20 protein-coding genes and 5 tRNA genes are annotated in these 19,771 nt (G+C 69.1%); 8 read left to right on the forward strand and 17 right to left on the reverse strand.

Annotation, left to right across the window (positions count from 1 at the left end):
• Nucleotides 1-4 precede the first annotated feature (4 nt).
• The 3 genes from ACGFSA_RS11580 to ACGFSA_RS11590 are packed head-to-tail and all read right to left on the reverse strand — an operon-like array spanning nt 5 to nt 2,982.
• Complete coding sequence (locus tag ACGFSA_RS11580; protein WP_393302998.1) at nt 5-1,162, reverse strand: D-alanine--D-alanine ligase family protein; 1,158 nt, start codon at nt 1,160-1,162, stop codon at nt 5-7.
• Nucleotides 1,163-1,222: 60 nt separating this feature from the next.
• Nucleotides 1,223-2,233, reverse strand: coding sequence for an NAD(P)H-dependent glycerol-3-phosphate dehydrogenase (locus ACGFSA_RS11585; protein WP_393303000.1), 1,011 nt, complete (start codon nt 2,231-2,233; stop codon nt 1,223-1,225).
• Nucleotides 2,230-2,982, reverse strand: coding sequence for a lysophospholipid acyltransferase family protein (locus ACGFSA_RS11590; protein WP_393303002.1), 753 nt, complete (start codon nt 2,980-2,982; stop codon nt 2,230-2,232). The genes ACGFSA_RS11585 and ACGFSA_RS11590 overlap by 4 nt, the downstream gene beginning before the upstream one ends.
• 163 nt (nt 2,983-3,145) lie before the next feature.
• Here ACGFSA_RS11590 and cofC point away from each other — a divergent pair, with 163 nt between their 5' ends.
• Together cofC and ACGFSA_RS11600 are read left to right on the forward strand one after the other, a co-directional pair.
• The gene (gene cofC / locus ACGFSA_RS11595) at nt 3,146-3,829 is read left to right on the forward strand and encodes a 2-phospho-L-lactate guanylyltransferase (RefSeq protein ID WP_393303004.1); all 684 of its coding nucleotides are present in this window, start codon (nt 3,146-3,148) and stop codon (nt 3,827-3,829) included.
• 10 nt (nt 3,830-3,839) lie between these two features.
• Nucleotides 3,840-4,043: a hypothetical protein gene (locus ACGFSA_RS11600; RefSeq protein ID WP_326792733.1), complete on the forward strand. Its 204-nt coding sequence runs from the start codon at nt 3,840-3,842 to the stop codon at nt 4,041-4,043.
• A 111-nt stretch (nt 4,044-4,154) separates the two neighbouring features.
• Here ACGFSA_RS11600 and ACGFSA_RS11605 read toward each other — a convergent pair whose 3' ends face one another.
• The 4 genes from ACGFSA_RS11605 to leuC form a co-directional block, all read right to left on the reverse strand.
• Nucleotides 4,155-4,817, reverse strand: coding sequence for an HU family DNA-binding protein (locus tag ACGFSA_RS11605; RefSeq protein WP_393303006.1), 663 nt, complete (start codon nt 4,815-4,817; stop codon nt 4,155-4,157).
• A 144-nt stretch (nt 4,818-4,961) separates the two neighbouring features.
• The gene (locus tag ACGFSA_RS11610; RefSeq protein WP_393303008.1) at nt 4,962-5,189 is read right to left on the reverse strand and encodes a hypothetical protein; all 228 of its coding nucleotides are present in this window, start codon (nt 5,187-5,189) and stop codon (nt 4,962-4,964) included.
• A 104-nt stretch (nt 5,190-5,293) separates the two neighbouring features.
• On the reverse strand, nt 5,294-5,887 hold the full coding sequence (gene leuD, locus ACGFSA_RS11615) for a 3-isopropylmalate dehydratase small subunit (protein WP_393303010.1): 594 nt from the start codon (nt 5,885-5,887) through the stop codon (nt 5,294-5,296).
• A 5-nt stretch (nt 5,888-5,892) separates the two neighbouring features.
• Complete coding sequence (gene leuC / locus ACGFSA_RS11620; RefSeq protein WP_393303012.1) at nt 5,893-7,317, reverse strand: 3-isopropylmalate dehydratase large subunit; 1,425 nt, start codon at nt 7,315-7,317, stop codon at nt 5,893-5,895.
• A gap of 175 nt (nt 7,318-7,492) precedes the next feature.
• Here leuC and ndgR point away from each other — a divergent pair, with 175 nt between their 5' ends.
• Nucleotides 7,493-8,209, forward strand: a complete 717-nt coding sequence (ndgR, locus tag ACGFSA_RS11625) for an IclR family transcriptional regulator NdgR (protein ID WP_014048551.1) — start codon at nt 7,493-7,495, stop codon at nt 8,207-8,209.
• A gap of 115 nt (nt 8,210-8,324) precedes the next feature.
• On the opposite strand, the gene ACGFSA_RS11630 is transcribed toward ndgR, so the two are convergent.
• Nucleotides 8,325-8,831 carry a DUF4188 domain-containing protein gene (locus ACGFSA_RS11630; protein WP_393303014.1) on the reverse strand — a complete coding sequence of 169 codons (507 nt, stop codon included), beginning with the start codon at nt 8,829-8,831 and terminating at the stop codon, nt 8,325-8,327.
• A 93-nt stretch (nt 8,832-8,924) separates the two neighbouring features.
• On the opposite strand from ACGFSA_RS11630, the gene ACGFSA_RS11635 reads away from it, so the two are divergent.
• A complete protein-coding gene (locus ACGFSA_RS11635) occupies nt 8,925-9,566 on the forward strand; it encodes a MerR family transcriptional regulator (protein WP_393303016.1) in 642 nt (213 codons plus the stop codon).
• Between the two features lie 87 nt (nt 9,567-9,653).
• On the opposite strand, the gene ACGFSA_RS11640 is transcribed toward ACGFSA_RS11635, so the two are convergent.
• The 9 genes from ACGFSA_RS11640 to ACGFSA_RS11680 form a co-directional block, all read right to left on the reverse strand.
• Nucleotides 9,654-9,726 (reverse strand) — tRNA-Glu (locus tag ACGFSA_RS11640).
• A gap of 20 nt (nt 9,727-9,746) precedes the next feature.
• A tRNA-Gln gene (locus tag ACGFSA_RS11645) sits at nt 9,747-9,818 on the reverse strand.
• A gap of 12 nt (nt 9,819-9,830) precedes the next feature.
• Nucleotides 9,831-9,903: transfer RNA gene (locus ACGFSA_RS11650), tRNA-Glu, on the reverse strand.
• Nucleotides 9,904-9,963: 60 nt separating this feature from the next.
• Nucleotides 9,964-10,036: transfer RNA gene (locus tag ACGFSA_RS11655), tRNA-Glu, on the reverse strand.
• 20 nt (nt 10,037-10,056) lie between these two features.
• Nucleotides 10,057-10,128, reverse strand: a tRNA-Gln gene (locus tag ACGFSA_RS11660).
• Between the two features lie 87 nt (nt 10,129-10,215).
• Nucleotides 10,216-10,935, reverse strand: a complete 720-nt coding sequence (locus ACGFSA_RS11665; protein ID WP_393303018.1) for an HAD family hydrolase — start codon at nt 10,933-10,935, stop codon at nt 10,216-10,218.
• A gap of 261 nt (nt 10,936-11,196) precedes the next feature.
• The gene (gene gltX / locus ACGFSA_RS11670; RefSeq protein ID WP_393303020.1) at nt 11,197-12,708 is read right to left on the reverse strand and encodes a glutamate--tRNA ligase; all 1,512 of its coding nucleotides are present in this window, start codon (nt 12,706-12,708) and stop codon (nt 11,197-11,199) included.
• On the reverse strand, nt 12,701-13,486 hold the full coding sequence (locus ACGFSA_RS11675; protein ID WP_393303022.1) for a fumarylacetoacetate hydrolase family protein: 786 nt from the start codon (nt 13,484-13,486) through the stop codon (nt 12,701-12,703). Before ACGFSA_RS11675 ends, gltX begins: the two co-directional genes overlap by 8 nt.
• Before the next feature lie 82 nt (nt 13,487-13,568).
• Nucleotides 13,569-13,763 (reverse strand): hypothetical protein, encoded by a 195-nt coding sequence (locus tag ACGFSA_RS11680; RefSeq protein ID WP_327244164.1) that lies wholly within the window; start codon nt 13,761-13,763, stop codon nt 13,569-13,571.
• 579 nt (nt 13,764-14,342) lie between these two features.
• Between ACGFSA_RS11680 and ACGFSA_RS11685 the strand changes: the two genes are divergently transcribed.
• From ACGFSA_RS11685 to ACGFSA_RS11700, 4 genes are all read left to right on the forward strand, one after another.
• Nucleotides 14,343-18,110 (forward strand): nitrate- and nitrite sensing domain-containing protein, encoded by a 3,768-nt coding sequence (locus tag ACGFSA_RS11685; RefSeq protein WP_393303024.1) that lies wholly within the window; start codon nt 14,343-14,345, stop codon nt 18,108-18,110.
• A gap of 9 nt (nt 18,111-18,119) precedes the next feature.
• Nucleotides 18,120-18,533, forward strand: coding sequence for a roadblock/LC7 domain-containing protein (locus ACGFSA_RS11690; RefSeq protein ID WP_006127850.1), 414 nt, complete (start codon nt 18,120-18,122; stop codon nt 18,531-18,533).
• Nucleotides 18,534-18,666: 133 nt separating this feature from the next.
• A complete protein-coding gene (locus ACGFSA_RS11695) occupies nt 18,667-19,074 on the forward strand; it encodes a DUF742 domain-containing protein (RefSeq protein WP_393303026.1) in 408 nt (135 codons plus the stop codon).
• Complete coding sequence (locus tag ACGFSA_RS11700) at nt 19,055-19,636, forward strand: ATP/GTP-binding protein (RefSeq protein WP_073738725.1); 582 nt, start codon at nt 19,055-19,057, stop codon at nt 19,634-19,636. The genes ACGFSA_RS11695 and ACGFSA_RS11700 overlap by 20 nt, the downstream gene beginning before the upstream one ends.
• Nucleotides 19,637-19,771: the final 135 nt, after the last annotated feature.

Genomic DNA, 19,771 nt, shown 5'->3' on the forward strand with positions numbered 1-19,771 from the left:
CGGGTCAGCGCAGACCGGTGGGCCGGGTCAACGCCGCCTGGATCAGCCGGTCGACCAGCTCCTGGTAGCTCACACCGCTCTCCTGCCACATCCGCGGGTACATGGAGATCGGGGTGAAGCCCGGCAGCGTGTTGATCTCGTTGATGACGAACGTGCCGTCCTCGGTGAGGAAGAAGTCGGCGCGCACCAGGCCCTCGCAGGACGCGGCCTCGAACGCGTCGATCGCGAGCCGCTGGACCTCGGCGGTCTGCTCCTCGGTGAGCGGGGCGGGCACGATCCCGGACGCCGAGTCGATGTACTTGGCCTCGAAGTCGTAGAAGTCGTGCGAGGTGACCGGCGGGATCTCGGCGGGCACGCTGGCACGCGGTCCGTCCTCGAACTCCAGCACCCCGCACTCGATCTCGCGGCCGCGCAGCAGGGACTCGACGAGGAACTTGGGGTCGTGGCGGCGGGCTTCCTCGATCGCCTCGTCGAGTCCGGAGAGGTCGTCGACCTTGGTGATGCCGATGGACGAGCCGGCCCGCGCGGGCTTGACGAAGAGCGGCCAGCCGTGTTCCCCGGCGAAGTCCACGATGCGCTTGCGGGCGGCGAGGCGGTCGTTGTCCCATTCGCGGGGGCGGACGACGACGTACGGGCCGACGGGCAGCCCGAACGACGTGAACACCCGCTTCATGTATTCCTTGTCCTGGCCGACCGCCGAGGCGAGCACACCGGCACCCACGTACGGCAGGCCGGACAGCTCCAGGAGTCCCTGAAGGGTGCCGTCCTCGCCGTACGGGCCGTGCAGGACGGGGAAGACGACGTCGACCTCGCCGAGCGCCTTGGGCACCGAGCCGGGCTCGCTGTAGACCACTTCGCGGTTGCCGGGGTCGACGGAGAGCACCACGCCGCCCTCGGTGGACTCGGCCAGTTGGGCCACGTCCGGCATCTTCCGGTCCGTGATGGCCATGCGTTCGGGCTCGTCGGCGGTGAGCGCCCAGCGGCCGTCCGTCGTGATGCCGATCGGCAGGACGTCGTACTTCGTCCGGTCGATGGCGTTCAGGACGGCACCCGCCGTGACGATCGAGATGCCGTGTTCGGAGCTGCGGCCGCCGAACACGACGGCCACGCGCGGCTTGCGGAGCTGCTGCTCCGGGCTCTGGGGGAGGTTCTCGCTGCTCATATCGCGTTGAGCGTACCTGCTGGTACGGATCGCGTCAGCGTCACCGGGGCCGGTCGGGCGTCAGTGCCGCTCGGCCTTCGCGCTGCGCGACATCAGCTCGCCCAGAGCGACCATCGGCGGCTTGCCCTCGTGGACGATGGAGACGACCGTCTCCGTGATGGGCATGTCGACGCCGTGCCGGCGTGCCAGATCGAGCACCGATTCACAGGACTTGACGCCCTCGGCGGTCTGCTTGGTGACGGCGATGGTCTCCTCCAGCGTCATGCCGCGGCCGAGGTTGGTGCCGAAGGTGTGGTTGCGCGACAGCGGCGAGGAGCACGTGGCCACGAGGTCGCCGAGGCCCGCGAGTCCGGAGAACGTCAGCGGGTCGGCGCCCATGGCGAGACCGAGCCGGGTGGTCTCGGCGAGGCCGCGGGTGATGAGCGAGCCCTTGGCGTTGTCGCCGAGCCCCATCCCGTCGGCGATACCGACAGCGAGACCGATGACGTTCTTCACCGCGCCGCCGAGCTCGCAGCCGACCACGTCGGTGTTGGTGTACGGGCGGAAGTACGGGGTGTGGCAGGCGGCCTGGAGGCGCTGGGCCACCGACTCGTCCTGGCAGGCGACGACGGCCGCGGCGGGGCGGCGTTCGGCGATCTCCTTGGCCAGGTTGGGTCCGGTGACGACGGCGATGCGGTCCGCGGAGACCTTGGTGACGTCCTCGATGACCTCGCTCATCCGCTTCGCGGTGCCGAGTTCGACGCCCTTCATCAACGAGACGAGGACGGTGTCGGGGTCGAGGTGCGGGGCCCAGTCGGCGAGGTTGGCGCGCAGCGTCTGCGAGGGCACGACGAGTACGGCGAAGTCGGCGCCGCGCAGCGCCCGGGCGGCGTCGGTGGTGGCCCGGATGGACTCGGGGAGTTCAATTCCCGGCAGATATTCGGGGTTGGTACGGGTCGTGTTGATGGCCTCGGCGACCTCGGCGCGGCGGCCCCAGAGGGTGACCTCGCAGCCGGCGTCGGCGAGGATCATGCCGAAGGCCGTACCCCATGAGCCGGTTCCGAAGACGGCTGCTTTTACGGGGTGCGTCACTTGGGTCCCTCTCCTTCGGCCTTGCGCCGCTGTTCGGCACGCGCCTTGCGGTGGTCGTAGAGCTCGGCGGGCGCCTTCTCGCCGCGGACGTCCTCCAGCTGCGCGGTCACCGCGGCCATGATGACCTCGGTCGCCTCGCGCAGGACGTCGGGCGTCGGCTCCTTGTCGTAGAACCGGGAGAGGTCGACGGGCGGACCGGCCTGCACCTGGAGGGTCTTGCGCGGGAAGAGTTGGAGCTTCCTCTCCTTGGCGTACGGCGGCATCACCAGGTTCGCGCCCCACTGGGCAACGGGGATGACCGGGGCCTTCGTCATCAACGCGACGCGGGCGGCTCCGGTCTTGCCGGCCATCGGCCACATGTCGGGGTCGCGGGTGAGGGTCCCCTCCGGATAGAAGGCGACGCATTCGCCGCGCTCGATGGCGTCGACGGCGGCCCGGAAGGCGTCCAGCGCATTGGTCGTCTCGCGGTACACGGGGATCTGTCCGGTGCCACGCAGCATCATTCCGACAAAGGGGGTCTTGAACAGCCCCGCCTTGGCGAGGAGCCGCGGCACCCGGCCGGTGTTGTACTGGAAATGACCGTAGGAGAGCGGGTCCAGATACGAGTTGTGATTGACCGCAGTGATGAATCCGCCTTCGGCCGGAATGTGCTCCATTCCCCGCCAGTCACGCTTGAACAGAACCACCAGCGGCGGTTTCGCGATGACCGCCGCCAGGCGGTACCAGAAGCCGATTCTGCGGCCGGACACTCGGACACCTTCCTCTACGGACCTGACGCGTTTGCCTGCCTGTGGCGGTCAAGTGTCACCCCAGGCCCCTGCTCTGTCGAGAACACCGTACGCCCCGGCCCCGGGGCCGCCCCTCCGGGTTGTCGCGCCGGGTTGTCGTACCGGCAGGCGAGAATAGGCGGCGATGCGCACCGAGGGGGAGATCGCCACGAACGCCGACCGGACCGGGGTGTGGTCCCTGGTCGTCCCGTTGAAGCCGCTGCCACGGGCCAAGAGCAGGCTGACGCAGGCAACGGGCCCCTTGCTGCGCCCCCGGCTCGCTCTGGCCTTCGCACAGGACACCGTGGCCGCCGCGCTGGCCTGCCGGGCCGTACGGGATGTGGTGGTCGTCACGGACGACCCGGTGGCCGGGGCCGCGCTCTCGGCGCTCGGCGCGCGTATCGTTCCCGACCGGCCGGCCGCCGGTCTCAATGCCGCGCTGGCCCACGGCGAGCGGACGATACGCGACCGAAGGCCCGCCTCGGCACTCGCCGCGCTCAACGCGGATCTGCCCGCGCTGCGTCCTGCGGAATTGGCCCGGGTTCTCGAATTCGCCACTGAATTTCCGCGCGCATTTGTCACGGATATGGCGGGAATCGGCACGACTTTTCTGTCGGCTTCGGCGGGGGTGGAATTGCGTCCGGCTTTCGGGGGTCCGTCCCGGGCCCGGCATCTTGCCTCCGGCGCGGTGGAAATAGTCCCGGCCGGTATCGAATCGGTCCGCCAGGACGTGGACACCGGCGCCGATCTGCGGGCCGCGCTGGCCCTCGGGGTGGGTCCGCACACGGCGGGCAGCTTGGCCGCGGAAGTGCCCGCGAGGGACCGATAGGCTGCCGTTCATGCAGGCGACCTCGTACACGTACGACCCCGAGACCCGCACCGGCAGCGTGCTGCTCGACGACGGCACCCCGGTGGAATTCGACGCCCCGGCCTTCGACGCGGGCGGCCTGCGGCTGCTGCGCCCGGGGCAGCGGGTGCGGATCGAGGTGGAGGGCGAGGGGGCGGCCCTGCGGATCACCCTGGTGACGCTGCAGACGTTCTGAAGGGCGCGTCCGGCCCACGGGGCCGCTGAGCACACCCCGGACAGCCCGCGGGCCGGGCTCCCCGAGGGGAGCCCGGCCCGGCGCGTGTGAGTAGCCCTGCGCTGCTCGGTGTCACTTCTTCCGTGCGACGGCCTTCTTGGCCGTGGTCTTGCGCGCCGTGGCCTTCTTCGCGGGCGCCTTCTTCGCCGTGACCTTCTTGGCGGGCGCGGTCTTGGCGGCGACGGCCTTCTTGGCAGCCGTCGTCTTCTTCGCCGCCGCGGTGGTCTTCGCAGCCGCCGTGGTCTTCTTGGCCGCCGCGGTGGTCTTCTTCGCGGTGACCTTCTTGGCCGCGGCGGCCTTCGCCGCCGTCACGGTCTTCTTGGCGGTGACCTTCTTCGCCGCGACCTTCTTGGCGGCGGCCTTCTTGGCCGCGGCCTTGGTGGTCGCACGGGCGGAAACACCGCCCGAGAGGCTGCCCTTGGGCGCCTTCTTCACGGCCACATCGTGCTTGGGGAGCTTCTTCGAGCCGCTCACCAGGTCCTTGAAGCCCTGTCCCGCGCGGAAGCGGGGCACCGAGGTCTTCTTGACCCGCACGCGCTCACCCGTCTGCGGGTTGCGGGCGTAGCGGGCCGGGCGGTCGACCTTCTCGAACGAGCCGAAACCGGTGACCGAAACCCGGTCCCCCGCGACAACTGCACGGACGATCGCGTCGAGTACCGCGTCAACAGCGTCCGCGGCCTGCTGGCGGCCGCCGACCTTGTCGGCAATCGCTTCTACGAGCTGTGCCTTGTTCACGTCTTCCCCTTCGGAGACATTGCCAGAACGTAAGTGTTCAAGCGTTTTCGCACGTTAGGCAGATATATACCGCAAATCAAACACGAAACGGGCTAATCACCCTAGTGCCGCAACGAAGTCGACCGCTGCGCAGTTCCGCAGAGGTCAGTCACCTTCGGGGAATCGGCCCTCATCGAGGTCCTTCATCAACCGCTCCAGACGCCTTGCCGCATCCGGGAGATCGTGCTTCGCCGCGGCCGTGATGACCAACAGCTTCCGGGACAGCGCCATCCGTACGCCCTCCGGGACTTGCAGTGCGCGCACTCTTGTGTGCGCTTCCTTCAATCGGTCGGCGACTTGGCCGTAAAGCTTGAGTTGGCTGTCGCTTTCCATGCACCGATTGTGCCATCTGGGGCGAGTTGTCGCCCGATGGGGTCCCAACAAGCGACTGCGCCCCCTACCAGAAGGCAGGGGGCGCAGTACTGGAAACGCGCTGCTCAGGCGTTAATTGTACGCGGCTTGAAGGTCGGCCTTGCCACCTCATAAGTCGCGATGTCCGCTTCGTTCTGAAGGGTGAGGCTGATGTCGTCCAGCCCGTTCAGCAGTCGCCAGCGGGCGTTCTCGTCGAGCTCGAAGTCGGCGGTGATGCCATCGGCCCGGACTTGGCGTGCCTCCAGGTCGACGGTGACCTCGGCGGCCGGGTCGGCCTCGGTCAGCTCCCACAGTGCGTCGACGACCTTCTGGTCGAGGACCACGGTCAGCAGCCCGTTCTTCAGCGAGTTGCCACGGAAGATGTCGGCGAACCGGGAGGAGATGACGGCCTTGAAGCCGTAGTTCTGCAGGGCCCAGACAGCGTGTTCGCGGGAGGATCCGGTACCGAAGTCGGGACCGGCCACCAGGACCGTTGCACCGTCCCGCTCGGGCCGGTTGAGGACGAACTCGGGGTCCTTGCGCCACGCCTCGAAGAGCCCGTCCTCGAAGCCGTCGCGGGTGACCTTCTTCAGCCAGTGGGCGGGGATGATCTGGTCGGTGTCGACGTTGCTGCGACGCAGCGGGACGGCCCGGCCGGTGTGTGCGGTGAAAGCTTCCATGGTTCTCAGACTCCGGCGGACGTAAGGGCGTCGGACAGGTCGGCCGGCGAGGCCAGACGGCCCAGCACGGCGGTGGCGGCGGCGACCTGCGGGGAGACCAGGTGGGTACGGCCGCCCTTGCCCTGCCGGCCCTCGAAGTTACGGTTCGAGGTCGACGCGGAGCGCTCGCCGGGGGCCAGCTGGTCGGGGTTCATGCCGAGACACATCGAGCAGCCCGCGTGCCGCCATTCCGCGCCGGCCGCGGTGAAGACCTTGTCCAGGCCCTCCTCGACGGCCTGCAGGGCGACCCGGACCGAGCCCGGGACGATCAGCATCCGTACGCCGTCGGCGACTTTGCGGCCGTCCAGGATCGCGGCCGCGTTGCGCAGGTCCTCGATCCGGCCGTTGGTGCAGGAGCCTACGAAGACGGTGTCGACGTTGATCTCCCGCAGCGGCTGGCCGGCGGTCAACCCCATGTATTCCAGGGCCTTTTCGGCGGCGTTCCGCTCCGAGGCGTCCTCGTACGAAGCCGGGTCGGGGACGTTGGTCGACAGGGGCGCACCCTGGCCGGGGTTGGTGCCCCAGGTGACGAACGGCGCCAGTTCGGCGGCGTCGATGACGACCTCGGCGTCGAAGACCGCGTCGTCGTCCGTGCGCAGCGTCTTCCAGTACGCGACGGCGGCGTCCCAGCCCTCACCCTGCGGGGCGTGGTCGCGGCCCTTCAGGTAGTCGAACGTGGTCTCGTCCGGGGCGATCATGCCGGCCCGGGCGCCTGCCTCGATCGACATGTTGCAGATGGTCATCCGGGCTTCCATCGAGAGCTTCTCGATGGCGGAGCCGCGATATTCGAGGATGTAGCCCTGGCCGCCGCCGGTGCCGATCCGCGCGATGATCGCGAGGATCAGGTCCTTGGCCGTGACACCGTCGGGCAGTTCGCCGTCGATGGTGATCGCCATGGTCTTCGGGCGGGCCAGTGGCAGCGTCTGCGTGGCCAGGACGTGCTCGACCTGGCTGGTGCCGATACCGAACGCCAGCGCGCCGAAAGCGCCGTGCGTGGAGGTGTGGGAGTCCCCGCAGACGACCGTGGTGCCGGGCTGGGTCAGACCCAGCTGCGGGCCGACCACGTGCACGACGCCCTGCTCGACGTCGCCCAGCGGGTGCAGCCGTACGCCGAACTCCGCACAGTTCTTGCGCAGGGTCTCCAACTGGGCGCGGGAGACCGGGTCGGCGATCGGCTTGTCGATGTCGAGGGTCGGGGTGTTGTGATCCTCGGTGGCGATGGTGAGGTCGACGCGCCGCACCCGGCGTCCGGCCTGCCGGAGGCCGTCGAAGGCCTGGGGGCTGGTCACCTCGTGCAGCAGGTGCAGATCGATGAAGAGAAGATCGGGCTCGCCGTCCGCGCGCCGGACGACGTGGTCGTCCCAGACCTTCTCCGCGAGTGTCCTACCCATCGCTTTCCCTCCGACCGGCGTCTTCGCCGGCCCAACTAGAGATTTCGGTGCACCGCCGTCCGGACCCCCGTGGGGGGCGGTGGCTACGGGCCGTTGTGCGGCCGCCCCTACAGGTTCGCAACTTCCGCCGGAAATTGAACTTGCGTTTCACAGAGTGAGACGCAAGTATCGTCGTATGGACAACTCTAGCGGCGTCGGCGTTCTCGACAAGGCGGCTCTGGTATTGAGCGCCCTGGAGTCCGGCCCGGCCACCCTCGCCGGGCTGGTCGCGGCGACCGGGCTCGCACGCCCCACGGCTCATCGACTGGCTGTGGCACTGGAACACCACCGGATGGTGGCGAGGGACATGCAGGGCCGATTCATCCTCGGCCCCCGACTGGCGGAGCTCGCGGCCGCGGCAGGCGAGGACCGCCTGCTGGCGACGGCGGGCCCGGTGCTCACACATCTGCGTGACATCACCGGCGAGAGCGCGCAGCTCTACCGTCGGCAGGGCGACATGCGGATCTGCGTGGCCGCGGCGGAGCGGCTGTCCGGACTGCGGGACACCGTGCCGGTGGGCTCCACGCTGACCATGAAGGCGGGTTCCTCGGCCCAGATCCTGATGGCCTGGGAGGAGCCGGAGCGCCTGCACCGCGGCCTCCAGGGCGCCCGCTTCACAGCGACGGCGCTCTCAGGCGTGCGCCGCCGGGGCTGGGCCCAGTCGATCGGTGAGCGGGAGCCGGGCGTCGCCTCGGTCTCGGCGCCGGTACGCGGGCCGTCGAACCGGGTGGTCGCCGCGGTCTCGGTCTCCGGACCGATCGAGCGGCTGACCCGTCACCCGGGCCGGATGCACGCCCAGGCCGTCATCGACTCGGCGGCCCGGCTGAGCGAGGCCCTGCGCCGCACCGGCTGACGTACGGATCACCTGCCGGCACGGCACTCGGACCCGCCTGCCGCACAAGCCCAGCGCAGGGACCCGGTCCAGCAAGAAATCGTTTCCCGGCCGTCCCAGCGTCGTGACGGCCCCCTCAGCCCTTCCGCTCCCTGGACGAGCGGTGCGCGAGACGGTCCGCCGCCCGGCGTCCCCGCTCCTCGATCGGCACCACGCCCGTCGCCGCAGCCAGCCCGTACGGCGGCATGTCGGCGTAGATCGATTCGTACGCCCCCTCGGGCGCGATGTATGTCTCGTGCCACAGCCCCACGTGCTGCCGGGACTTCTTCTCCTTGCGGTTCATCATCGCCCAGGCCTTGCGGTGCAACATGTCGGGCGCGGCGGCGTACGCGTAGAGCTTCTCCTTGGACTCCCAGTACTGGACGACGTAGTACGTCCTCGGCGATCCGGACAGCAGGGTGTAGCCGAGCAGCCCGCGGCTCTTGTCCCGGCTCAACTCCCGCAGCATGCGCGGCATTGCCACCAAGGCCGGCAGCCAGTGGTGGACGCCCCAGAAGTGATTGATGCGCATCCCGATGAGCAGAACGACCACGTCCCCCTCGGCTGCTGCGGTCGACCGCCCCGGTATCGGCTTCACACGCATGTCATGCCCCCCTGATCATTATTGGAGAGTGAAGCTATCCAATGGTTGGATAGTGGCACTGCCCGAGGGGCGGCGCAAGGGAAGGCACAGAACATGCGGCTCTCGGAACTGAGCAAGCAGAGCGGTATCTCGACGGCGACGATCAAGTACTACCTGCGTGAGGGGCTGTTGCCGCCCGGTGAACGCATCAGCGCGACCCAGGCCGAGTACGACGAGAGCCACCTGCGCCGGCTGCGTCTGGTGCGGGCACTGATCCAGGTGGGCCGCCTCCCGGTGGCAACGGCCCGCGAGGTGCTGACCCATGTCGACGACGAATCCCTCGGCCGTACGATCCGGCTGGGCGCCGCCCTCTGGTCGCTGCCGCACGGCCCCGAGCCGGACGAGGGCGCCCCGGAGACGGAATCAGCGCGCCGGGAGACCGACCGGCTTCTCGACCGGCTCGGCTGGGCGTTCGTGCAGGAACTCGGTTCCCTGGACCCCATGTACCGCTCACTGGTCGCCTCGATGGCCACACTCATCCGGCTCGGCTACCCCTGCGACATCGAGTACTTGACCGAGCAGGCCCGCCTCATGGAGCAAGTCGCGGTCCGCGACCTGGACATGATGGAGTCCTATCCGGCAGGAGCGGAGCAGGTGGAGATGGCGGTGGCCTCGGTCGTGCTGTACGAACCGCTGTTGCTGTCGCTGCGCCGGCTGGCCCAGGAGGAGGAGTCGAGCCGGCGGTACGGACTCTGAGCCCGACGGGCCCGTGCGCAACGGGCCCGGGCGCACGACCAAGGGCCCCTCACCGAAGTGAAGGGCCCTTAATTTCTTGCTCTGTTGTACCCCCGACCGGATTCGAACCGGCGCTACTGCCGTGAGAGGGCAGCGTGCTAGGCCGCTACACAACGGGGGCGTGTTGTACTGCATCTTGCGCTGGGCTACCAGGACTCGAACCTAGAATGACGGTACCAGAAACCGTAGTGTTGCCAATTACACCATAGCCCATGGTGAAACCCGTACCCCCGACCGGATTCGAACCGGCGCTACTGCCGTGAGAGGGCAGCGTGCTAGGCCGCTACACAACGGGGGCCCTAGCGATCCTGCATCGAAATCGTGGGTGCGACCCAGACGATCTCGCGGGAAGGATCTGTACCCCCGACCGGATTTGAACCGGCGCTACTGCCGTGAGAGGGCAGCGTGCTAGGCCGCTACACAACGGGGGCGTGTTGTACTGCATCTTGCGCTGGGCTACCAGGACTCGAACCTAGAATGACGGTACCAGAAACCGTAGTGTTGCCAATTACACCATAGCCCACCAAAACTCAACCCCCAGAAGGGATTTTGTTCGGCGTGCGCTTCCCGACCGGATCTTCCGGCCCGCTCGGGCGGCGCAGAAAGAACATTACCCGAAGGTGTCCGGCGCTCCAAAACGGGTATCGCCCGCCAGTAGTCCGGGGAGCTGATCGAGACCGGTGATGCGCTCCAGTTCAGGCCGTCCGCCGCGCCCTCCCCGGTCCAGCCAGACCCCCTTCAGCCCCGCCGCCACCGCCCCGGCTGCGTCGATGTCCGGGTGATCTCCGACGTACACGACGTCCTGCGGCTCCAGCCCGAGCGCCTCACAGGCGGCATGGAACGCGCCGGCCTCGGGCTTGGAGATGCCGAGCTCCACGGCACACACCACGGCCTCGAAACGGTCCCGCACCCCGAGGATGCGCAGCTTGCGGTCCTGATTGACGATGCTGGAGTTCGACAGGACGGCCTGCCGGTAGCGGCCGGCCAGCACATCCAGGACCCGCAGGGCGTCCGGGAAGAGCGTCCAGGCGGCCTCGTAGTGCGCGAGGTGCCGGGCAAACCACTCGTCGGCCTCCGCGTCCGTGAGCGGCCGCCCGAGGAACGAACGGACCCGGTCCCGGCGCTGCCCCTGGAAGTCGGTCTCCCCGGCGGCGAAGCGCGCCCAGTGGACGTCGGTGATCGCCCGCCAGGCATCGAGGGCCTGCGTGGCGGATCCGTATCCGCCGGGCAGGCCCTCGCTCTCCAGATGCTTCTGCAGGCCGACGCGGTCGGCGCACGTGTAGTCGAAGATCGTGTCGTCGATGTCCCAGAGCACGGCTCGGATCGGCATACGGCCACGCTACCGTCCGCCCCGCGAGGGGGCCGGGAAATGCCCTGAACCCCGTCCGCGATGACTGGCCTGTGACAATGCGTGGCCATGCAGATCCTACTGAGGCTGATCGCCACGACCAGTCAGGACGCGTATGTGCAGCGGTACCGGCGGGGCCCTCGAGCACTACGCGCGGGACCTCGACGAGACCGCCCGAGGCATGCAGATGGGGCGGTCACCGGTACGTACCGGTGACCGCCCCATCGGGCGTACGGGAGACGCTTACGCGGCCAGCTTCGCCATTGCCGCGTCGATCCGGGCGATCGTCTTCTCGCGGCCCAGGATCTCCAGGGACTCGAAGAGCGGCAGACCGATCGTGCGGCCGGTGACGGCGACGCGGACCGGGGCCTGGGCCTTGCCGAGCTTCAGGCCGTGCTCCTCGCCCGCGGCGAGGATCGCGTTCTTCAGGGCCTCGGCGTTCCACTCGGCGTCGATCAGCTTGGCGCGGGCCGTGGTGAGGAGGGCGTCGGAGCCCTCCTTCATCGCCTTGTTCCAGGACGCCTCGTCCTCGACCGGCTCGTCGAGGAAGAGGAAGTCGACGTTGACCGTGATGTCCGAGAGGACGGTGACGCGGGTCTGGGCGTGCGGGGCGATGGCCTCGAACTGCGCGGCGTCGAAGGCCTCCGGGGCCCACGGGGCGAACGGCGCCTTCAGCCAGGGGCCGCACGCCTCGGTGAAGGTCTTCACGTCGAGCATGCGGATGTGCTCGGCGTTGATGTGCTCGCACTTCTTCAGGTCGAAGCGCGCCGGGTTGGCGTTGACGTCCTTGATGTCGAACGCGGCCACCATCTCCTCGACGGAGAAGATGTCGCGGTCCTCGGCGATCGACCAGCCGAGCAGCGAGAGGTAGTTGAGCAGCCCCTCGGGGACGAAGCCGCGCTCACGGTAGAGATTGAGCGAGGCCTGCGGGTCGCGCTTGGACAGCTTCTTGTTGCCCTCGCCCATGACGTACGGGAGGTGGCCGAACGCGGGGGTGTCCTTGGCGATGCCGAGCTCGATCAGCGCCTTGTAGAGCGCGAGCTGGCGCGGGGTGGAGGAGAGCAGGTCCTCACCGCGCAGGACGTGGGTGATCTCCATCAGCGCGTCGTCGACCGGGTTGACGAGCGTGTAGAGCGGGGCGCCGTTGGCCCGGACGATGCCGTAGTCCGGCACGTTCTCCGGCTGGAAGGTCAGCTCACCGCGGACCAGGTCCGTGAAGGTGAGCGCCTCGTCGGGCATCCGGAAGCGGACGATGGACGTCCGGCCCTCGGCCTCGTACGCGGCGGTCTGCTCGGCGCTCAGGTCGCGGCAGTGACCGTCGTAGCCGGACGGCCTGCCGGCGGCGCGGGCGGCGTCGCGGCGGGCGTCGAGCTCCTCGGTGGTGCAGTAGCAGTGGTACGCGTACCCGCCGGCCAGGAGCTTCTCGGCGACATCCTTGTAGATGTCCATGCGCTGCGACTGCCGGTACGGGGCGTGCGGGCCGCCGACCTCGGGACCCTCGTCCCAGTCGAAGCCGAGCCAGCGCATCGAGTCGAGCAGCTGGTTGTACGACTCCTCTGAGTCGCGCGCCGCGTCGGTGTCCTCGATGCGGAAGACCAGGGTGCCGCCGTGGTGCCGGGCGAACGCCCAGTTGAACAGGGCTGTGCGGACCAGGCCCACGTGGGGGTTGCCGGTCGGGGAGGGACAGAAACGTACGCGAGGGGGTACCCCCTGCTCGAGCGGAGCCGAGAGCTTGGGGGAGTTGGTGTTAGCCACGCTTGATCACCTTGTTGGTGAGAGTGCCGATGCCTTCGATGGTGACGGCGACCTCGTCGCCGACGTGCAGGGGCCCGACCCCTGCCGGGGTGCCGGTGAGGATCACGTCGCCCGGGAGCAGCGTCATCGCCTCCGTGATGTGGACGACCAGGTCCTCGATGGAGCGGATCATTTCGCTCGTACGGCCCAGTTGGCGTTGCTCGCCGTTGACCGTGGCCTGGATGGCGAGGTCGCTGGGGTCGAGGTCGGTCTCCACCCAGGGGCCGAGGGGGCAGGACGTGTCGAAGCCCTTGGCCCGGGCCCACTGCTTCTCACGCTTCTGGGCATCGCGGGCGGTGACGTCGTTGGCGCAGGTGTAACCGAAGATGACGTCCTTGACCCGCTCACGCGGCACTTCGCGGCACATACGGCCGATGACGACGGCCAGCTCGGCCTCGTAGTGCACTTCGTTGGAGAAGGAGGGGTACTCGATGGCGTCCCCGGAGCCGATCACCGAGGTGGTGGGCTTGAAGAAGGCGACCGGTACGTCCGGGACCTCGTTGCCGAGTTCGGCGGCGTGCTCCGCGTAGTTGCGGCCGATGGCCACGACCTTGTTGGGGAGCACGGGCGGCAGAAGCCGGACCTTGCTCAGCGGGACCTTGGTGCCGGAGAGCTCGAAGTCGGCGTACGGAATGCCCTTGATGATGTCGAGGACGAGGCCACCGGAGCCGACGGTGCCGTCGCCCTCGACCGCGCCGAAGGCGACATTGCCGTCGATGGAGAACCTGGCGATGCGCACGGGATGCTGTCGCCCCTCACTTGCTGGCTGGCTGAAGACTGACGCTCCAGGCTAACGCGGGTGAGGGGGACAACCGCGCCCATTAGCCGGCGGTCGAGGCGGCTGCTGCCGCCGGGGCCACCATGAGGACGGTGCGACGCGGGTTGGCCGTCTGTGTCGGCAGGTCGACGGCGTGCTCCGGCTGCTCCGGCGTCTGCAGCGCTTCGGCGTCCTTGAGGTGCGCCAGCGTGGTGCGCCGGGGGTTGGCAATGTTGCGGAACATCATCGTCGTCTTCATCTGCCGTTCGGACCCTGTCGGTACGGGCGCCGCCCGGAGGGGCGCCGGTTGTCGGATTTGCCATCCCTGTAAAGCGCCAGGCTAAACATTCAATTCCCTCCGGATCCCCGGAGGAGACGGCGATCATGATGTGAGTTTGCTCACGACTGCGTCGACAATTGCCTCATTTCGGGCGGTCGATCCAGGTCGGAGAAACGGACATTGCACCACTGAATGAATCATTCCGCTCCCGATCGTCTCGACTGGGACACTCCCCGCCCCCACCTGTTTCACTCCCTATCGCCCGCTTTGACCATGAACACTCTCCACGGTTGGTGACCTGGCCATCACAACGTGTCACCCAGGTCACAGCCCGGTACGCGGGCCTTGTTGGAGATCCGGCACTGTGCTGGAATTCCACGCACCGCCGCAGGTTTCAGGCCGGCGCGCAGGGGGCGCAACGCAGCGCCGAGTGGCGGCGGGAAGGGGAAGAGCGCCGGTCACTCACGACCACCATGGGGCGGGTACAACGCCCCACGACGCCGACACCGTCCCGCGCGTCCACGCGGAGGGACGCCTGGTCCAGAGGTTGCGACGCTAGTGCAGGGACGTTTCAAGAGGGATGGCAGCGCTGCGGCGGAACAGGAGCCGCGCGGCGGGACCGACCGCGGTTCCTCGCCCCAGCACGCCCAGAACCCGGGACCGGCCGCGGCCGGCGACAACGGCGACCGCGCTCCGCGCTCAGGTGCCACGGCGAACAGCGGAGCCGACCCGGTCGCCCCGCTCCAGCCCCGGGGGCCCGTCAGCACGGGTTCGCGTGTGGCTCTGCGCAACTGGCGCATCAGTACGCGCCTGGTCTCCCTGCTCGCTCTTCCGGTAGTCGCCGCGACCACGCTGGGTGGTCTGCGCATCAACGACTCCATGAACGAGATGCAGCAGCTGGACCACATGCAGCTGCTCACCGAGATGACCAAGCAGGCGACCACGCTCGCCCAGGCGCTCCAGGAGGAGCGCGACCGGTCGGCGGGTCCGCTGTCCAACGGCGTGAAGGCCGACGACTTCAAGGTCACCGAGCCGCGCAAGAGGACCGACCGGGCGAAGACCGCCTTCCTGCAGGGGACGAACGATATCGGCGACGCCCAGGGCGACGACGCCCTGCAGTCGATCCATGCGAGCGTCAACCAGATCGCCGTCCAGCTCGGCCGGATCAAGGACATCCGCAAGACGGCGTACGCGAAGGGCAGCCCGAGTCTCCAGACCGTCGACCAGTACAGCCAGCTGATCACCTCGCTGCTGAGCCTCTCGCAGGACATGGCGCAGGCGACCAGCAACCCGGAGATGATCAAGCGGACCCGTGCCCTGGCGGCCTTCTCCTCCGCCAAGGAGTACGCGTCGGTCGAGCGGGCGATCATCGCCGCGGCCCTGCCCGGCGGGGGTGGCACCCTGAAGGAAATGCACCTCGACGAGAACGACAGGCAGTTCGGCCGTGCCGCCCTCCGCAAGGAGAGGCAGGCCATGGAGGCGTTCGGTTCGACCTACGCGGCCAGCGGTCAGAACGCCGCGCAGCTGACGGCGTCGCTGAAGAACGGCAACCCGGAGATCAAGGCCGCCGACGACTACGCCTCGAAGGTGCTCGAGAGCCCCAACGGCATGACGGGGCCGCGGCGTTCGTACCTGGACTGGTACGAACAGAGCTCCACCAAGATTCAGGAGATGAAGAGAATCGAGGGGACCCTCCTCAGCGACATGGAGGGCAAGGCCCGCGAGCTCCGCGACGCATCGAAGCGCGAAGCCATCATCAGCGGTGCGCTCATCCTGCTCGTGCTCGGTGTCTCCCTGGTCGGTGCCTTCGTCGTCGCCCGGTCCATGATCCGCTCGCTGCGGCGGCTGCAGGACACCGCGACCCGGGTCGCCCAGGACCGGCTGCCCGAACTCGTCAAGCAGCTCTCCGAGTCGGACCCGCAGGACGTCGACACCTCGGTCGAGTCGGTCGGTGTGCACTCCCGGGACGAGATCGGCCAGGTGGCCTCGGCCTTCGACGACGTGCACCGCGAGGCCGTCCGCCTCGCCGCCGAACAGGCCCTCCTGCGGGGCAACGTCAACGCGATGTTCACCAACCTCTCGCGGCGTTCGCAGGGTCTCATCCAGCGTCAGCTCTCGCTCATCTCCGAGCTGGAGTCGCGTGAGGCCGACCCAGACCAGCTGTCCTCGCTCTTCAAGCTCGACCACCTCGCGACCCGCATGCGCCGTAACGGCGAAAACCTCCTCGTCCTCGCGGGCGAGGAGCCGGGCCGTCGGTGGACCCGCCCCGTCCCGCTGGTCGACGTGCTCCGTGCCGCCGCCTCCGAGGTGGAGCAGTACGAGCGCATCGAACTGGCCGCGGTGCCCGCCACCGAGGTGGCCGGCCGCGTGGTCAACGACCTCGTACACCTGCTCGCCGAGCTCCTGGAGAACGCCACGTCGTTCTCCTCGCCGCAGACGAAGGTCCGGGTCACCGGTCACGCGCTGCCCGACGGCCGGGTGCTCGTGGAAATCCACGACACCGGCATCGGCCTCTCCCCCGAGGACCTCGCGGCGATCAACGAACGGCTCGCGTCGCCGCCCACGGTGGACGTCTCCGTCTCCCGCCGCATGGGTCTGTTCGTGGTCGGCCGGCTGTCCCTGCGTCACGGCATCCGGATCCAGCTGCGTCCGTCCGACTCCGGTGGCACGACCGCACTGGTCATGCTCCCCGTCGATGTCGCGCACGGCGGCAAGCAGCCGGTTTCGAAGCAGACGCCGGGTCAGCAGCAGTCCGCCCCGGGCGGTCTGCTCGCCGGCGGCAACGGCGCGGGCAACGGCAACCGTCCGGGTCCCGGCGGTGCTCCGGCCGCCCCGGCGCGTGGTCTCGGCACGGCTCCCGGTGGACAGCGCGGGCAGGTCGGTGCGGGCTCCGGTCCGCGTGCGGCGCTGCCGGCGCGCGACAACGGTCCTCGCCAGCAGCCGAACCAGCAGCCTCAGCAGGGCCAGCCGAACCACCAGGGCCAGCAGAACGCCGGTTTCCAGAACGCCGGTTTCCAGAACGCCGGTTTCCAGAACGACGGGCTGTCGAACACCGGCCCTCAGGACATGTCGCGGCAGGAGCCGCCGCGTCAGGGCGGCGGGCTCTCCGGCGCCTTCGGCGGCGGTGCCCGGATCGGCGACCAGGGCGATTCCGGTCGTACGGAGTCGGGTCAGGTCAACCTGTTCGCTCACAACCGGCCGGGCCAGCCCGGTCAGCCCGGTCAGCCCGGTCAGCCCGGTCAGCCCGGTCAGCAGAACGGTCCGGGCGCCCGACAGGCCCCGCAGCAGCCCCGGTACAACGCTCCCGACGACCAGGGCGGCTTCCAGCAGCCCGGCGGTCCGGGCAACCCCGGCCGTCAGCTGCCGCCCGTCGGCGGTCCGCGTGCCGAGCTGCCCGGTGGCAACCCGCAGCCGCAGCGCCCGCAGACCACCAGCTGGGGCACCGAGGACCCGTCGGTCCCGCGGCGTTCTCCGCTCGATGCCCCGCGCGGTCACGAGGAGCCCGAGTCCACCAGCCAGTTCCAGCGGCCGATGAATCCGTCCATGGACCGGCGCCCGCCGATGGACGACTGGCAGGGGCCCGGCTCCACCGCCGAGTTCGCCCGCCCGGACTTCTCGGCCCCGGCCCCGCAGCACCAGGACCCCGCGAGCACCGCGCAGTTCGCCCGCCCGGACTTCGGTGTCCCGCAGTCCTCCCAGGACCAGGGGATGCCTGGGCCGCGTCAACGCGGCCTGGACGCCGAGGACTTCGGCGCGCCGCGTCCGGCCGCCCCTCCCGCCCCCGAGGCGCAGTACCGCCCGGTGCTGCCGCCCCAGCCCCAGCCCGAGGCTCTGCCTCCGGCAGGTCTCGGGGACGGTCGTACTCCGCTGTACGACACGCTGGAGACGAACTGGTTCCACGGCCCGCAGCAGGGCGGCCAGCAGCCGTCCGCCGAGCCGCAGGCGCCGGGCGCCCCTCAGCAGTCCGCCCCTGAGCGTCCCGCTCCCCCCATGCCGCGCCGCGGCGCGGGCGACACCGGCACCACCAGCTCCTGGCGTGCCTCGCCGAACGACGAACTCGTACGGCAGGCAGAGCGGGCCAAGAAGCCCGCAGCAGGCGGAATCACCACTTCCGGACTGCCTCGCCGGGTGCCGCGTGCCAATCTGGTGCCGGGCACTGCCCAGCAGCAGAACCACCAGTCCGGTCCTCAGGTTTCGCGTGCGCCCGATGATGTGCGCGGGCGCCTGACCAATCTCCGCCGGGGTATCCAACAGGGTCGGCAGGCCAACAACGACCCGTCGACCGGCAGTTTCCCACTCGGCCCCACTCACCAGCAGGAGCGTTAGTTGAGCCCGATGAGTCAGGCCGCGCAGAATCTGAACTGGTTGATCACCAACTTCGTGGACAACACCCCTGGGGTGTCGCACACGGTGGTGGTCTCCGCAGACGGCCTGCTGCTGGCGATGTCCGAAGGATTCCCGCGCGACCGCGCCGACCAGCTGGCGGCGGTCGCCTCCGGGCTCACCTCGCTGACCGCGGGCGCCTCCCGGATCTTCGAGGGCGGCGCTGTCAGCCAGACCGTGGTGGAGATGGAACGCGGGTTCCTCTTCCTGATGTCCATCTCGGACGGCTCGTCACTGGCCGTGCTCGCCCATCCGGACGCCGACATCGGTCTGGTCGGGTACGAGATGGCCCTCCTGGTCGACCGCGCGGGAACGGTCCTCACCCCGGACCTCCGCGCCGAACTCCAGGGCAGCCTGCTCCACTAGGCGGCGATGAACCGGTGACCGACACGACTGCCCCAGGTACCGCACTCCAACCCTCGCCCGTCCGGCCGTTTCAACCCCCCACCGGCCCCTTCAGACGGCAAGCCGACCCCTTGCTGTCACGCCCGGAGGATTCATGACCCCGCCACCCGCCTCACCCGATCCGTACGGCGCACTGCACCACGCGTCGTACGAGGGTGAAGGCGACCAGCCGCTGGTCCGTCCCTATGCCATGACCGGCGGCCGGACCCGGCCGCGCTACCAACTCGCCATAGAAGCCCTGGTCTCCACCACGGCCGACCCGGCGCATCTGGCGACGCTGCTCCCGGAGCACCAGCGGATCTGCCACCTCTGCCGTGAGGTCAAGTCGGTGGCCGAGGTATCGGCGCTGCTGTCGATGCCGCTCGGTGTGGCCCGGATTCTCGTCGCGGATCTGGCGGAAGCCGGCATGGTGGCCATCCACCAGCCGGGCAACGGAGAGACCGGCGGCGCGCCGGATGTGACACTGCTCGAAAGGGTGCTCAGTGGACTTCGCAAGCTCTAGCGGCGGTGCGGCCCGGGCCACCACCTCGGCGAAGATCGTGGTGGCGGGCGGTTTCGGCGTGGGTAAGACCACGTTCGTCGGTGCCGTTTCGGAGATCAACCCGCTGCGTACCGAAGCCGTGATGACGTCCGCGTCCGCGGGCATCGACGATCTGACCCACACCGGCGGCAAGACCACCACGACGGTGGCCATGGACTTCGGCCGCATCACCCTGGACCAGGACCTGATCCTGTACCTCTTCGGTACCCCCGGTCAGGACCGCTTCTGGTTCATGTGGGACGACCTGGTCCGCGGCGCGATCGGCGCCGTCGTCCTGGTAGACACCCGGCGTCTCGCCGACTGCTTCCCGGCCGTCGACTACTTCGAGAACAGCGGCCTGCCCTTCGTCATCGCCCTCAACGGCTTCGACGGACACCAGCCGTACACACCGGACGAGGTGCGCGAGGCCCTGCAGATCGGCCCCGACACCCCGATCATCACGACGGATGCCCGCCACCGCGGCGATGCGAAGAGCGGTCTGATCACGCTCGTGGAGCACGCGCTGATGGCCCGGCTGAAGTAGCCGAAAGCTCGCCGCAAGTCGGTATGGGCATACGGCAGTTGCCGTACTCGCACGGGGGTGGACTGTGTCCTGTGACACGATCCGCCCCCGTGTTCATAACGTTTCGACAGAGAATTGCCCGGGCTTCGACACCCG

This window comes from Streptomyces sp. NPDC048496, from assembly GCF_043200055.1.
Lineage (GTDB): Bacteria > Actinomycetota > Actinomycetes > Streptomycetales > Streptomycetaceae > Streptomyces.

Excerpts from the sequence above, each read along its gene's own strand:
- ACGFSA_RS11580 (WP_393302998.1), bottom strand. The coding sequence starts at position 1,162 with ATGAGCAGCGAGAACCTCCCCCAGAGCCCGGAGCAGCAGCTCCGCAAG.
- cofC (WP_393303004.1), top strand. The coding sequence starts at position 3,146 with ATGCGCACCGAGGGGGAGATCGCCACGAACGCCGACCGGACCGGGGTG.
- ACGFSA_RS11600 (WP_326792733.1), top strand. The coding sequence starts at position 3,840 with ATGCAGGCGACCTCGTACACGTACGACCCCGAGACCCGCACCGGCAGC.
- ACGFSA_RS11610 (WP_393303008.1), bottom strand. The coding sequence starts at position 5,189 with ATGGAAAGCGACAGCCAACTCAAGCTTTACGGCCAAGTCGCCGACCGA.
- leuD (WP_393303010.1), bottom strand. The coding sequence starts at position 5,887 with ATGGAAGCTTTCACCGCACACACCGGCCGGGCCGTCCCGCTGCGTCGC.
- leuC (WP_393303012.1), bottom strand. The coding sequence starts at position 7,317 with ATGGGTAGGACACTCGCGGAGAAGGTCTGGGACGACCACGTCGTCCGG.
- ndgR (WP_014048551.1), top strand. The coding sequence starts at position 7,493 with ATGGACAACTCTAGCGGCGTCGGCGTTCTCGACAAGGCGGCTCTGGTA.
- ACGFSA_RS11630 (WP_393303014.1), bottom strand. The coding sequence starts at position 8,831 with ATGCGTGTGAAGCCGATACCGGGGCGGTCGACCGCAGCAGCCGAGGGG.
- ACGFSA_RS11635 (WP_393303016.1), top strand. The coding sequence starts at position 8,925 with ATGCGGCTCTCGGAACTGAGCAAGCAGAGCGGTATCTCGACGGCGACG.
- ACGFSA_RS11665 (WP_393303018.1), bottom strand. The coding sequence starts at position 10,935 with ATGCCGATCCGAGCCGTGCTCTGGGACATCGACGACACGATCTTCGAC.
- ACGFSA_RS11680 (WP_327244164.1), bottom strand. The coding sequence starts at position 13,763 with ATGAAGACGACGATGATGTTCCGCAACATTGCCAACCCCCGGCGCACC.
- ACGFSA_RS11690 (WP_006127850.1), top strand. The coding sequence starts at position 18,120 with ATGAGTCAGGCCGCGCAGAATCTGAACTGGTTGATCACCAACTTCGTG.
- ACGFSA_RS11695 (WP_393303026.1), top strand. The coding sequence starts at position 18,667 with ATGACCCCGCCACCCGCCTCACCCGATCCGTACGGCGCACTGCACCAC.